Origin of the sequence: Pantoea sp. JGM49 (assembly GCF_018257655.1) — a bacterium.
GTDB lineage: Bacteria > Pseudomonadota > Gammaproteobacteria > Enterobacterales > Enterobacteriaceae > Pantoea > Pantoea communis.
Genome location: NZ_JAERJM010000008.1, coordinates 100,981 through 114,046 on the forward strand (window position 1 = coordinate 100,981; position 13,066 = coordinate 114,046).

General features: G+C 53.8%; 12 protein-coding genes and 1 pseudogene. 3 read left to right on the top strand and 10 right to left on the bottom strand.

Annotated elements, in window-relative coordinates:
• Positions 1-127 precede the first annotated feature (127 nt).
• Positions 128-1,309: pseudogene (locus JK231_RS15190) on the top strand (multidrug effflux MFS transporter).
• Between the two features lie 128 nt (positions 1,310-1,437).
• A complete protein-coding gene (locus JK231_RS15195; protein WP_160833879.1) occupies positions 1,438-2,157 on the top strand; it encodes a dienelactone hydrolase family protein in 720 nt (239 codons plus the stop codon).
• 45 nt (positions 2,158-2,202) lie between these two features.
• On the opposite strand, the gene JK231_RS15200 is transcribed toward JK231_RS15195, so the two are convergent.
• The 5 genes from JK231_RS15200 to JK231_RS15220 form a co-directional block, all read right to left on the bottom strand.
• The gene (locus JK231_RS15200; RefSeq protein ID WP_072226584.1) at positions 2,203-3,342 is read right to left on the bottom strand and encodes an alpha-hydroxy acid oxidase; all 1,140 of its coding nucleotides are present in this window, start codon (positions 3,340-3,342) and stop codon (positions 2,203-2,205) included.
• A gap of 79 nt (positions 3,343-3,421) precedes the next feature.
• Positions 3,422-4,672 (bottom strand): NAD(P)/FAD-dependent oxidoreductase, encoded by a 1,251-nt coding sequence (locus JK231_RS15205; protein WP_211728955.1) that lies wholly within the window; start codon positions 4,670-4,672, stop codon positions 3,422-3,424.
• 124 nt (positions 4,673-4,796) lie between these two features.
• Positions 4,797-5,615 (bottom strand): ABC transporter permease, encoded by an 819-nt coding sequence (locus JK231_RS15210; protein ID WP_160833882.1) that lies wholly within the window; start codon positions 5,613-5,615, stop codon positions 4,797-4,799.
• Between the two features lies 1 nt (position 5,616).
• Positions 5,617-6,471: an ABC transporter permease gene (locus JK231_RS15215; RefSeq protein ID WP_058961377.1), complete on the bottom strand. Its 855-nt coding sequence runs from the start codon at positions 6,469-6,471 to the stop codon at positions 5,617-5,619.
• A 64-nt stretch (positions 6,472-6,535) separates the two neighbouring features.
• Positions 6,536-7,567, bottom strand: a complete 1,032-nt coding sequence (locus JK231_RS15220) for an ABC transporter substrate-binding protein (RefSeq protein WP_058961376.1) — start codon at positions 7,565-7,567, stop codon at positions 6,536-6,538.
• A gap of 344 nt (positions 7,568-7,911) precedes the next feature.
• Here JK231_RS15220 and JK231_RS15225 point away from each other — a divergent pair, with 344 nt between their 5' ends.
• Complete coding sequence (locus JK231_RS15225; protein ID WP_045815580.1) at positions 7,912-8,874, top strand: LysR family transcriptional regulator; 963 nt, start codon at positions 7,912-7,914, stop codon at positions 8,872-8,874.
• 6 nt (positions 8,875-8,880) lie between these two features.
• Here the strand turns inward: JK231_RS15225 and JK231_RS15230 are convergent, their stop codons facing one another.
• Genes JK231_RS15230 through JK231_RS15250 form a run of 5 tightly spaced genes read right to left on the bottom strand, consistent with a single transcriptional unit; the run spans position 8,881 to position 13,027 of the window.
• Positions 8,881-9,810: a glyoxylate/hydroxypyruvate reductase A gene (locus JK231_RS15230; protein ID WP_249221725.1), complete on the bottom strand. Its 930-nt coding sequence runs from the start codon at positions 9,808-9,810 to the stop codon at positions 8,881-8,883.
• Complete coding sequence (locus tag JK231_RS15235; protein WP_045815582.1) at positions 9,807-10,256, bottom strand: type II 3-dehydroquinate dehydratase; 450 nt, start codon at positions 10,254-10,256, stop codon at positions 9,807-9,809. Before JK231_RS15235 ends, JK231_RS15230 begins: the two co-directional genes overlap by 4 nt.
• Before the next feature lie 12 nt (positions 10,257-10,268).
• On the bottom strand, positions 10,269-10,883 hold the full coding sequence (locus tag JK231_RS15240; RefSeq protein WP_211728956.1) for a glutathione S-transferase N-terminal domain-containing protein: 615 nt from the start codon (positions 10,881-10,883) through the stop codon (positions 10,269-10,271).
• Complete coding sequence (locus tag JK231_RS15245; RefSeq protein ID WP_211728957.1) at positions 10,880-11,875, bottom strand: NAD(P)H-quinone oxidoreductase; 996 nt, start codon at positions 11,873-11,875, stop codon at positions 10,880-10,882. The genes JK231_RS15240 and JK231_RS15245 overlap by 4 nt, the downstream gene beginning before the upstream one ends.
• 3 nt (positions 11,876-11,878) lie before the next feature.
• On the bottom strand, positions 11,879-13,027 hold the full coding sequence (locus JK231_RS15250) for an ABC transporter ATP-binding protein (protein ID WP_211728958.1): 1,149 nt from the start codon (positions 13,025-13,027) through the stop codon (positions 11,879-11,881).
• Between the last annotated feature and the right edge of the window lie 39 nt (positions 13,028-13,066).

Below are 13,066 nucleotides of genomic sequence, written 5' to 3' on the forward strand. Positions count from 1 at the left end.
CGCCTTTGTTAAGCTACCCCGCAATCCCTTTTCCATCACTGTATTCAAGCCCTGGCACCGCACAGGCCCCATCCTTTTCTTATAAAAAGACACTATGGATATCAAAACTGCAACGCATCCTCCGGATATGAAAACCGGCATCGCTTTTATTATTATTCTTAGCGCGCTGATGGCATTTACCTCGCTCTCAACCGACATCTATCTTCCGGCGATGCCCGCGATGTCAGCCGCGTTACACGGCGATTCGGAACTGACGGTCACCGGATTCCTGATTGGCTTTGCCATCGCACAGCTAATCTGGGGCCCGATTAGCGATCAACTCGGCCGAAAAACACCGCTATATATCGGGATGATTATCTTTGCTGTCGGCTCAGCGGGATGCGCACTCTCCAGCGACATGCCTCAGATTGTCTTCTGGCGTGTCATTCAGGCCGCTGGCGCCTGCACCGGCCCGATGCTGGCGCGTGCCATGATCCGCGACCTTTTCAGCCGCACGCGTGCTGCGCAGATGCTATCGACGCTGATCATTGTTATGGCGATTGCCCCTATCGCGGGGCCATTAATGGGTGGGCAAATCATTCGTTACTCGCAATGACCGGTGATTTTCTGGTTTCTGGCGGTAGTCGGCGCATTGATGTTCATATCACTGCTCTGGCTTCCTGAAACACTGCCGGCAGAAAAACGGGTAACGGCGTCACCTCGGCAAATAATGGGTAATTATCGCACCCTGCTGCAAAATAAAAACTTTATGCGTTTTACCTTATGCGTGACTTTTTATTACGTTGCTGCTTACGCCTTTATTGTCGGTTCGCCTGCGGTGTATATCAGCTATTTCGGCATCGATCCGCAACATTATGGTTGGCTGTTCGCCATTAATATCCTTGGACTGGTGACGGTCAGCACCGTTAATAAACGTTTAGTGCAAAAGGTACGGCTTGAGACGCTGCTGAAATCCGCCTCTTTTATCGCCGCACTGATGACTTTCGTAATGTGTTTTGTACTGAAAACGCATCCGGCAGCATTGGCGGGATTGGTCATCTGTATCTTCATTTTCTTCTCAATGAACGGGATTATTGCAGCTTCAGCCACCGCGGCCGCGCTGGATGCCGTGCCGAATGCCACCGGTTCAGCCTCCGCGCTAATAGGTTCATTGCAATACGGTAGTGGGATTGTTTCCTCACTGCTGCTGGCAGGGCTTAACAACGGTACGCCCTGGATTATGGTGAGCATTATGACGGTATTCACCCTGCTCAGTTTTCTTAGCACGCTTGGCGGAGGAAAAGCCCAGCCAAAAATGGCAGAAATTTAATGCTGAAGTGAAATGTTAAATATGACATTAAACATTTGGTGCGGTGAGCCCAGCATGCAATTGCTAAATTCAAAATAGTCGGTAACGTCGTGGCTTCATCTGCTAATAAAAATAAGCGAGCTTAATTAATGAGCAACATCCAGTCTTCATTCCTTTCTTACACCGTGGACAACGAGACATTTGAAGGTTATTTAGTTTACCAGGCTGATAATAACACTGCTCAACCGGGCATTGTTATTGCGCCCAATTGGATGGGGGCCACCACTGATGTTGCTGAACAAGCCAAAGCCATTGCCGCCCACGGCTATGTGGTGCTGGTAGCTGACCTGTACGGTCAGGGTCAACGCCCCACTAACGGCGAAGAAGCGGGTGCGATGATGATGGCAGTGAAAGACACCCCCGCCGAAGTGGCGCGCATGCAGGCAGCCCTCAGCGCATTGCGCACCCAAACCACCGCCCCCGTCAACGCGGATAAGGTTGCGGCTATCGGTTTCTGCTTCGGCGGCCATTGTGCGCTTGAACTGGCACGTAGCGGCGCGGACATCAAAGCGGCCGCCTCTTTCCACGGCACGCTGGATACCCAGGGCGCTTATGACAGTCATACTATCCAGGCTTCACTGCTGGTACTGGACGGCGCGGCCGATCCTCTTGTGCCGCGCGAGCAGCTAGCCGCCTTCGCCAATGAGATGAACAGCAAAGGCGTTGACTGGCAGCTGGTGAGCTTTGCCGGTGCGGTGCACTCCTTCACCGATCCAAAAGCCGATAATGCTGGCGTATCGCAGTATCATCCGGAAGTGACGCAGCGTGCCTTCAAACGCCTGTATCAATTGCTGGATGAAGTGTTTTAATGACGCGGCGGGAGGATGACTAGCCTCCCGCTATTTCCCCGTCTTTCAGCGCACGCGTAAAATCCCGCCATCAATGGCCGCTACACTGGTTTTGCCACAAAACGCCATCGACAGATCAAACTCGTTACGGATGATGCTTAGCGCTGTGGTCACCCCTTCTTCACCTAGCGCCCCCAATCCATACAGCATACTACGCCCGATGTAGGTGCCTTTGGCGCCTAACGCTATGGCTTTTAATACATCCTGCCCGGAACGAATGCCGCCATCAAAATGCACTTCTATTCGATCGCCGACCGCCGCCACAATTTCCGGCAGCAGTGTAATTGACGAAGACACGCCGTCCAGCTGACGCCCACCGTGGTTGGAAACAATCAACGCATCGGCACCCGCTTCGATCGCCAGTTGCGCGTCAGTGGCATCCATTATGCCCTTCACAATCAACTTGCCGCCCCAGTGCCGTTTAATCCATTCGATATCTTTCCAGGAGAGCCGCGGATCATACTGTTGTGCCGTCCACTCCACCATCGAGTCAATGTTATCCACACCGCTTACATGCCCGATAATATTGCCAAAATTACGATGCTTCGTATTCAGCATCTGCCAGCACCAGCGCGGTTTAGTGGCAATATTGAGCACATTGCGCAGCGTCATTTTGGGCGGCGTGGAGAGGCCATTCTTAATGTCTTTATGGCGCTGACCAAAGACCTGCAAGTCCATGGTCACCACCAACGCGCTGCAGTTGGCCGCTTTAGCGCGATCGATCAGATTTGCCACAAACTGCCGGTCACGCAATACATAGAGCTGGAACCAAAATGGATGCCCCTGCGTGGCCTGAGATACAGCTTCCAGCGAACAGATGCTCATGGAAGAGAGCGTAAAGGGAATACCAAATTTTTTGGCTGCGCGTGCCGCATGAATTTCACCATCGGGATGGATCATGCCGGTCAGTCCGGTGGGGGCAATCGCCACCGGCATCGCGACATCGTGCCCCATCATTCGGCTTGCCGTGCTGCGTTCCGCAATATCCACCGCGACACGCTGACGAAATTCGATGCGGCGTAGATCAGCTTCGTTGGCGCGATAGCTATATTCCGTCCAGGAACCTGCATCGACATAGTCATAAAACATCTTTGGCACACGTTTTCGCGCCAGTTGCCGCAATTCTTCAATACAGGTAATGGTCACTTTTCCACCTGATAAAAAAAGCGGCCAAATAAAATAACATTTAGCCGCCTGCGATCACGCAAATACACACACAGATAACTTACGATTTCTCGTAGTCGGTATAGGCATTCTGTAGCACGATATGATCGGCAATATATTTTGCATCGTGCCACACGCCATAAATAAAGGAGGAGGCGCGATTCACCAGATTCGGTAAACCAAGGAAATAAATACGCCGCTCCGCTGAAATACCACGCTTATGGAAAGGCACGCCTTTCTCATCAAATGCATCCACACGCAACCAGCTAAAATCAAATTTAAACCCTGTCGCCCAGATAATAGAAGTGATACCGGCCTCGGCCAGGTTTAATTTCGTTAAAGGATTAATCAGGCAGTCTGGATCGGATAATAATGCCCAGGCCTGTGGCTCCAGCGGCAGATCCAGACCATTACGCTCGATATAAGCATCGGCATCACGTAGTACGTCGAAATAAGCTTTATCACCTTCTGCAATATTCTCAGCCAGGCCATCAGCAAAGCTCAACACGCCGTTATCCCATTGCTGAGTAATACCCACCAGGGTAATGCCCATATGAGCCAGACGACGAAAATCAACCGTTTTACCGCCTTCATAGCCGCTCACGGCAAAGGCAACGTGCTGTTTTTTCGGCTTGATTTTCACTTCATCCCACAAGCCTAAAGCACCCAGCCACCAGCAGTAATCTCGGTCACGATAAGAGCGTGGTGGACGATAATGTTCGCCGACCGACAGATAGACTTTGCGGCCCGTTTTACCCAGCTCTTCCGCGATTTGTGAGCCTGACGCGCCCGCGCCCACCACCAGCACGCCGCCTTCTGGCAACTGCTGCGGGTTCTTATAGGAAGAGGAATGAATTTGATGCAGGTTGGCACTGTCCGGCACGATTTGCGGGAATGAAGGCTTCTGGAACGGCCCTGTTGCCGCCACCACATTATCTGCTTCAAATTCTCCAATAGAGGTCAGCACTTTGAAGCCGCTACGTCCCGGCAGACGTTCAACCTGATGCACTTCAACGCCAGTGCGCACCGGCGCATTGAGCATTTTGGCATAATCTTCGAAATATTGAGCCATGCGCTCTTTAGGAGGAAAAGCTTCCTGAGAAATATTATCGAATTTCATTGAAGGAAAACGATCGTGCCAGGCGGGGCCATTGGCGACCAGTGAATCCCAACGCTCTGAACGCCAGCGCTCTGCAATGCGGTTACGCTCAAATACAATATGCGGGACACCCATCAATGAAAGATGTTCACTCATTGCAATGCCCGCCTGACCTGCACCGACAATTACGGTATTAATTTTTTCTACTGACATGTGGAATCCCTAAATAGATTTTAACGCGATGGGTTATTCATCATCGTAATCATTGTTCGTGTTAACGCTAAGCAAGCTTTTTTAATTCAGCGCTTCGGTAAAACCAAAGCGCACAGATTCATGATTAGTGGCGGGCTTCAACGTTTAATATCTTCCCAAGGCCCAAAAACTTATTCGCAATAATCAGCATGGCTGCCGTTACCGCAATATAAATCACTGACAGCGCGGCCAGCGTTGGATCGGCAAATTCACGCACATAGTTGTACATGGCGACCGGCAAGGTCTGTGTTGCCTGGGTGGTAATAAACAGCGACGCGGTAAATTCATTAAAAGAGAGAATCGCAGCAAACATCCAGCCACCAAACAGGCCCGGTAAAATCAACGGCACCGTAATGGTCCACACCACCCGCAGTGGCGAAGCACCCAGACTGGCTGCCGCCATTTCAATACGCTGTTCGAGGTTCTTGAGCGAAACGTAGACGCTGCGCAATACAAATGGCAGCACCAGCACAATATGGCAGAAAATCACCAGCGGATAGCCGCGCCCGAGGCCCAGCTGTGAGACCAGCATCAGCAGGCCTAAACCGATAGTGAAATGCGGGATAAACAGTGGCGACAGTAAAATGCCTTCCAGCACGCGCTTACACGGAAAGGAATAGCGCTCAATGGCAATCGCCAGCGTTGCACCAATGATCACTGCCAGCGAAGATGCCCACGCGGTGACGATCAGTCCGGAATAAAAGCCGTGACGAAAATCATCGTAATTCACCGCACGCTCGAACCAGCGCAGCGACCAGCCTTTGGGCGGGAAAAACAGGACCGCAGTGCTGCTGAACGAAGAGATAAACACCACAACGGTGGGCAGCATGACAAAAATGAGGATGGCGGCCACCAGCAAACGTCCGGCCAGCGTCACCAGTTTATCGTTCATCGAACGGGTCATATTAATGTTCTCCCATAGCGTGCAGGAAGCGGGTCAGGCGTTTCAATGTCATCAGCAGCAGGATGGTCAGAATCAAGCCGGCAATACTCAGCGCGGCGGCAAACGGGAAGTTCATTGACGAGAAACCAAGCTGATACACCATGGTTGCCACGGTGCTTACGCGTCCGCCACCAATCAACTGCGGCGTGGCGAAAGCACTAAAGGTCCAGGCAAATGCCGTGGTCAGACTGGCCACGATACCTGGGATCGATAGTGGAATCGTCACCGTCAATAAGGTACGAACGGGTCCGGCACCGAGACTGGTTGCCGCTTTTTCATAGTCAGGGTTGATATGCGACAGCGCCGTGGCCAGCATCAGCACCATGATCGGCATGGTGACGTGCACCAGTGCTACCACCACGCCGCTCTGGGTGAACATAAACTGAATCGGTTTTGAGATGATGCCGAGTGCCAGCAGCAGGCTGTTCAGGAAGCCACTGTTTCCCAACACGATAATCCACGAGTAGGTACGCACCACTTCACCGAGAAACAGCGGCGTAATCGCGATAATCAGAATCGTCGATTTGATCCAGGTGGTGCGCGTGCGCACCAGCGCATAGGCTAATGGGTAACTCATCAGCAGGCCAAAGATGGCAGTTTTGGCACTTAACATCACCGTGTTAATAAAAGCATCGGCGTAAATGCTTTTCAGCAGTCCGTTAAAGTTAGCCAGGGTAAATCCGCCCACGTCGAGCGAACCGGGAATATAAGCCCGCACGCTAAACTGCATCACCGCGAACATGGCCACAACCAGTCCGAGTGCTGTCAGTGTGGCGGGAATAATGAACCAGGGTAAGAATGTCGGTTTTCTCGTCATAGACGTTGCTGCCTGAATAAAGTGTTGCTTGTGGGCGGCCTGGTGGCCGCCCGTGATGAACCAATCAGTGAGACATGATGTTTTCAGAGAACCACTGGCGCCATTCGGCTGTTTTCTCGGCACGCAGTTGTGGATCGGTGTTGATGGTGGCATTCCACTGCGCTGGCGTGGTCAACATGCCAGGCAATTTCGCCAGTTCAGGATCGATATGCGCGTTGGTCACCGTTGGGCTGCCACGATAGATCTTCGCCACCTGCTCCTGAATTTCCGGTTTCAGCGCGATATTCATAAACTTGTAGGCCAGATCGGCGTGTTTGGTCCCTTTGTTGATGCCCACGGTGTCCACACCCAAAATGGCACCCTCTTTCGGTATCGCCAGTTTGATGTTCACCCCTTCGGCCATCATGCTGTAGGCATTCATCGACAGCATCACCTGTACTGGTGTTTCACCGGTGGAGATCAACTGCTGGCTGTTGGCGTCATCGGTATAGAAGGATTTGATGTTCGGAATCAGCGCTTTCATCTTCGCTTCGCCCTGCTGCCAGTGTGCGGCATCAGCCCCGGAGAGTTTGGCGGAAACGGCAATGATATGGCTTGGGTCCCAATCTGGCAGGGCCAGCGTGCCCTTCAGCTCTGGTTTCCACAGGTCATTCCAGCTGGTGAAGGTTTCACCTTTCGGTACCAGATCCGGGCGATAGCCGATGGTATAGACATAGCCCCACACGCCGAGGTGATACGGGCTGACCTTCGCCTGCTCAACCAGATTCACCGCGTTAGGAATTTTGCTCATATCGAGCTTTTCAAACAGGCCGCTGTTGGCATACAGATAGCCGACGTGCGCGGTGGTAAAGGTCACATCCGTCTCCGGTGTGCCACCCGCCAGCTTGGCTTTGTTCAAACGATCAATGGTGCCGCCGGTGACAAACTGCACCTCGACGCCGGTTTCTTTGGTGAACTCTTTGGCGATGGTTTCATCAATCAGGTCTTTAAAGCTGCCGCCCCAGGTGCTGACAATCAGCTTGTCGGCGGCCATTGCATTACCTGCAGTTAATACACTCGTCGTCAGCAACGTTAAGGCAAAAATCTTACGCAACATATTCTCGTCCCCAATGAATGAAATGGCTGTAACAGCAATGTGAAACGCGATGCACCAAAACAGTGCTATCGGACTCTTCTGGTGTTGCTGGGATAATGCCGTCGCGAGGTGATTCGGTAAAACAGCCTTTTCCTCGCCCTTGCATCAGAATTTCTGAGGCTAAAAAGGACGCTGCTTTACAACGGATTTTCTTAACCAGTGATGAGGCAGAAGCGAATGGGCGTGATGGAGCGGTCAGGCGATTATGCTGTTAACCGTCCTCTGGCATGATTAATGCAGGGTCATCGGGACTATTACAATGACTGGCGCGACATGATCGCGTCGGCGATCCCAGGAGAATCTGCATGCTCAGTCGCATCACCCAGCGTCAGCTGGAATACTTTGTCGCGTCCGGTGAGGCCGGAAGCATTATTGGTGCCTCGGAACGTATTCACGTTTCATCACCGTCGATTTCCGCAGCTATTACACATATTGAATCTGAGCTGGGGGTGCAGCTGTTTGTGCGTCACCATGCGCAGGGCGTCTCCCTGACGGCTATTGGTCATCAAGTGTTAAAAGAGGCCAAGCTGATTCTGGATCAGATGAACAATCTCTATACCATCGCCTCTGAGTCACTCAACAACGTGCGTGGTCCTCTGCGTGTGGGCTGTCTGGATACGCTGGCACCGATGCTGACGCCGGAACTGGTGTTTGGCTTTGGTCGCGCATTTCCTGGCGTGCGTATCACCCTCGTCGAAGGCAACCACGAGCAATTGCTGAAGCAATTACGCTCGGCAGATATCGACATCGCCCTCACTTATGATTTAGTGCCGGCCAATGACGTGGCGTTTAAATCCCTGGCGCAGTTGCCGCCGTATGTGATGGTGGGCGAACATCATCCATTGGCGACACAATCGGCGGTAACCATTCAGGACCTGGCAACGATGCCGATGGTGTTGCTGGATATGCCATGGAGCCGCGAATATTTCCTCGGCCTGTTCAGTGAAGCGGGTGTGGCGCCGAATGTGGTGATGCGCTCGAGCAATATGGAAGTGGTGCGCGCCATGGTGGCCAACGGCGTCGGATTTGGCATTGCCAACGTGCGCCCGAAAGCGCACCTGTCACAGGATGGCAAACGGCTGATCCGCGTGCGTCTGGCAGGCGTGAACAAGCCGATGCAACTCGGCTATGCCACCATGGCTAACACCCAGCAATCCATGGTGGTGAACGCCTTTGCCGAACGTTGCCAGATGTTCATCTCCGATCAATACATTCCGGGCATGGCAGCCCCGAGCTATTTCGACCCGCAAGTGGTGCGCGTGGCCTGAACCCGCTTAGTATCCGCGTTCCGGGAACACCTGATTGGATACCGCTTCCCCGCGCGCGGCGCGCTGAATATTTTCAGCAACCTGTAACGCTGCGCTGGCGGGAATGGCGACCGAGGCCAGATGGGGGGTGATTAACACATTCTCCATACGCCACAGCGGATCTTCCGGCGGCAACGGTTCGCGGTCAAACACATCCAGCGTAGCTTCGGCAATATCTCCCAATTGTAGCGCGCAGGTCAGCGCAGCCTGATCTACAATCGCGCCGCGTGACACATTGATAAAGGCCGCCCCCTTTGGCAGTTGCGCCAGCCGTTGTTGGCTGAGCAAACCGGTGGTACTCGGCGTTAATGGCAACATCACGACCAAAATGTCGCTCTGACTGAGGAAATCATCCAGCGATGCCAGCCCGCTGCTGCATTCAATACCGGCAATGTTTTTTTGTGAGCGTGACCAGCCACGCACAGCAAACCCCTGCCGTGCTAATTCCTGCGCGGCAAAAGCCCCCAACTCTCCCAAACCCATCACGCCAACCCGTACGCTTGATGGCACCCGAGGATGAAGGTAGTGCCAGCGCCGCTCGCGTTGCGCCCGTTCAAATGCCGGGATGTCGCGCGCACAGCGCAGCACCGCGAACAGCACATAGCCAGCCATCATCCTGGCCATATCAGGATCGGACAGGCGGATAATCGGGATATCCGGCAGGTCATCGCGTCCTACCAGCGAATCAACACCCGCACCGAGATTCACCAACAGCTTAAGATTGCGGTACGGGGCAAAAAAACCGTGCGGCGGTTTCCACGCCAGCGCGAAGTGCACGTCATTGGCGTCCAGAACCTCCTCAGCTCGGCAAATTGTGACACCGGGCAGATGTGGGGCCAGCAGTGCTGACCACTCGGAGTAACTGTCAAACTCGCTGTAAAACACCAGGGTTGTCATGCCACATCCGCCTTGATGAGGGTGACCACCGCATCAATGGCCAGTTCGTAGCCCAACACGCCGAGTCCAGCTATCACACCGGTTGCCGCTTTGGATACCATGGAGTGATGGCGGAACGGCTCACGCTTCCAGATATTGCTCATGTGCGCTTCGATGATCGGGCCATCAAACATCAGCAATGCATCCAGAATTGGCACTGAGCTGTAGGTCAAACCGGCGGCATTGATAATCAGCCCGGCGGCGTTTTGTCGCGCTTCCTGAATCCAGTCGACCAGGACGCCCTCATGGTTACTTTGACGAAAGTGCAATACCACGCCATGTGATGCTGCGCGGCGCTGGCAACGTTCGCCGATGCTGACAAAACTCTCGCTTCCGTAGGTGCCGTTTTTATCCAGGCCGTACAAATTGGCATTGGGTCCATTCAGAAAATAGATTTGCTGTGACATGAAAACTCCTGATTAAACGTGCGGACGCGTTGCGGCCATTGCCGGATGAGCATCAAAACGGGCGAACCATGCGGCAGTCAGCGGATAGCTATCACGCCAGTTAAGCGTTGCGAAACGAAAATCGAGATAGCCCAGTGCACAGCCAATTGCAATCAAACCAATATCATCAGGCTGCGGGCTGAATTGCGAAACCTGTCGTTCGATTTCTGCCAGAGCGGCGGTGACTTTTTTTAACTGCGCATCGGCCCAGTTTTGCCACTGTTTCTCTTCCGGACGCGCGCTAAATTCGTAGCGGGCCAATAAAGCGGCATCGATTAAGCCATCGCCTAATGCCTGTCGTGTCAGGCTTTGCCAGCGTGCATCCCCGGTTGCGGGGAACAGCGTGCCTTGTGACAGCGTGTTCAGATATTCACAAATGACGCGGCTGTCATACAGACAAAGTCCATGATGGGTTCGCAATGCGGGCACTTTCGCCAGAGGATTAAACGCCGCGATCCGTTCATCCCGTTCGACAGGATGTGCCGCCGAATCCAGCCACGCGATCGCGTCAGCTAACCCCAACACCTGTGCACAGACCATGACTTTACGCACATACGCCGAGGTGCTGGCGTAAAAGAGCTGCATCATGGCGCCACCTTTAACAGCACTTTGCCGATGTTGGCGTTGGCTTCAAGAATGCGATGGGCGTCGGCGGCCTGTGCCAGCGGTAATGTCGTATGAATGATCGGGGAAATTTTTCCGCTCGCCATCAGTGGCAACAGGTGTTTGCTGATGTTTTGCGCCAGCCGTGCTTTCTCTGCGGCGCTTTTGGGACGCAACGTGGATGACGTCAGGCTTAACCCTTTGCGCATCACCAGCTGTAAGTCGAGCTCAACTTTCGCCCCCTGCATAAACGACAAACTCACGTGGCGTCCGCCTGGTGCCAGAGCGCTGAGGTTACGCACCACGTAATCGCCGCCTACGTTATCCAGCACCACATCCACACCGCGGCCCTGGGTTTCATCCTCAATAACGGAAACAAAGTCTTCGTGATGTCGGTCAATGGCACGACAAACCCCGAGTTGCTGTAGCGCGGCGATTTTATCGGCACCGCCTGCGGTGGCGAATACCTTTGCTCCGCAAGCCTGAGCGCATTGAATCGCAAAGGTCCCGACGCCGCTGGCAGCACCATGGATCAATACCGTTTCCCCCGGTTGCAGACGGCCCAGCTCAAACAGGTTATGCCAGACGGTAAATGCGGCTTCCGGCACGCCAGCGGCATGATTCAGCGGCAAGGTATGCGGGACGATCAGGCAGAGTTCGGCACGCGCGACACAATAGTCGGCGTATCCGCCACCGTTGAGTAACGCCATCACGGCGCTCCCGATTCTCGGGTATTCGACACCCGCGCCGAGTGCGACCACGGTGCCTGAGACTTCCAGCCCGAGAATATCGGTGATGCCTGGCGGTAGCGGCATACCGTTACGCTGCATAATATCCGGGCGATTAACGCCCGCACAGCTGACGCGAATCAACACTTCTCCAGCCGCCGGTTGCGGCACAGGACGGCTGACTGATGCCAGTACTTCAGGACCGCCGGGCTGGCGTGCTATTACGGCGTTCATCATTTCAGGTAACATCGATTATCCTTGCTTCGTCGCGCTAAACGCACAAACACCTTCATCATCAACGCTCACGCCCACCACACTGCCTACCGGCCAGCGCGTCAGGGATTCGAGTCCCGATTGGCGCGCAAATAATGCCGCGCTGCCCAGTGCTGGCGCATCAAGATGTACATCCACATGATCACCCTGGAAAACATGGGTAATCACCGTGGCACTGAACAGGGAGTGGGGGCTCAACGGTGCCAGTTGCAGGTTTTCTGGGCGCATGTAGACATCAAGACGTTCGCCCACATGGGCATTTACTCGCTCTGACGGAAGACGCAGTTTATTGCCACCTAGCTCTATAACGGCGGTGCTGTCGCGGCCAGCGTAGTGGCCTGGCAAGATATTCACATCGCCGACAAATCCCGCGACAAAAGGATCCTGCGGACGGCGATAGATGTCATCCGGGGTACCAATCTGGCGAACGTGTCCAGCAGACATCACCACTACCCGGTCACTCATGCTCAGCGCTTCGCCCTGATCGTGGGTGACAAATACCGTGGTGACGCCGAGTTTGCGCTGAATAGCTTTTAACTCGACCTGCATCGATAAACGCAGATTTTTATCGAGTGCGGAAAACGGCTCATCCAGCAGCAGCACTTTCGGGCGAATCACCAGAGCGCGCGCCAGGGCAACACGCTGCTGCTGCCCACCAGAAAGTTCACGCGGCTTACGCTGACCGTAGCCCGCCAGTTTAACCAGCGCTAATGCCTGTTCTACACGCTCAGCGATCTCCGCCTTGGGTACACCGCGCATACGCAAACCATAACCAACATTCTTCTCCACGGTCATATGCGGGAACAGTGCGTAGTTCTGGAAGACGATACCGATTTCACGCTGGTAAGGAGGGATCTCGGTGACCAGATCGCCATCAATAAAGATCTCGCCGCCATCTGCTTCGGCAAAGCCTGCCATCAGGTTTAGCAGTGTGGTTTTGCCACAGCCTGATGGGCCGAGCAGCGTAATAAACTCACCCTCTTCGATGGTTAACGAAATTTTGTGTAGCGCTATGGCATCGCCAAAGCGTTTAAGTACGCCATCCAGTTGCACGGCAACGTTGGCTTTGTGGGCTACAGGATGCAGCACGTCGGGCTGCGGGAACGGGGTGACTTCTGCACTGACCATGGACTCTCCAGAAACGGGCTATCTTTGCTTACCACCAGC

What these genes read in the sequence shown, in the direction of transcription:
- JK231_RS15195 (WP_160833879.1), top strand. Translation starts at nt 1,438, where the DNA reads ATGAGCAACATCCAGTCTTCATTCCTTTCTTACACCGTGGACAACGAG.
- JK231_RS15205 (WP_211728955.1), bottom strand. Translation starts at nt 4,672, where the DNA reads ATGTCAGTAGAAAAAATTAATACCGTAATTGTCGGTGCAGGTCAGGCG.
- JK231_RS15210 (WP_160833882.1), bottom strand. Translation starts at nt 5,615, where the DNA reads ATGACCCGTTCGATGAACGATAAACTGGTGACGCTGGCCGGACGTTTG.
- JK231_RS15215 (WP_058961377.1), bottom strand. Translation starts at nt 6,471, where the DNA reads ATGACGAGAAAACCGACATTCTTACCCTGGTTCATTATTCCCGCCACA.
- JK231_RS15220 (WP_058961376.1), bottom strand. Translation starts at nt 7,567, where the DNA reads ATGTTGCGTAAGATTTTTGCCTTAACGTTGCTGACGACGAGTGTATTA.
- JK231_RS15225 (WP_045815580.1), top strand. Translation starts at nt 7,912, where the DNA reads ATGCTCAGTCGCATCACCCAGCGTCAGCTGGAATACTTTGTCGCGTCC.
- JK231_RS15230 (WP_249221725.1), bottom strand. Translation starts at nt 9,810, where the DNA reads ATGACAACCCTGGTGTTTTACAGCGAGTTTGACAGTTACTCCGAGTGG.
- JK231_RS15235 (WP_045815582.1), bottom strand. Translation starts at nt 10,256, where the DNA reads ATGTCACAGCAAATCTATTTTCTGAATGGACCCAATGCCAATTTGTAC.
- JK231_RS15240 (WP_211728956.1), bottom strand. Translation starts at nt 10,883, where the DNA reads ATGATGCAGCTCTTTTACGCCAGCACCTCGGCGTATGTGCGTAAAGTC.
- JK231_RS15245 (WP_211728957.1), bottom strand. Translation starts at nt 11,875, where the DNA reads ATGTTACCTGAAATGATGAACGCCGTAATAGCACGCCAGCCCGGCGGT.
- JK231_RS15250 (WP_211728958.1), bottom strand. Translation starts at nt 13,027, where the DNA reads ATGGTCAGTGCAGAAGTCACCCCGTTCCCGCAGCCCGACGTGCTGCAT.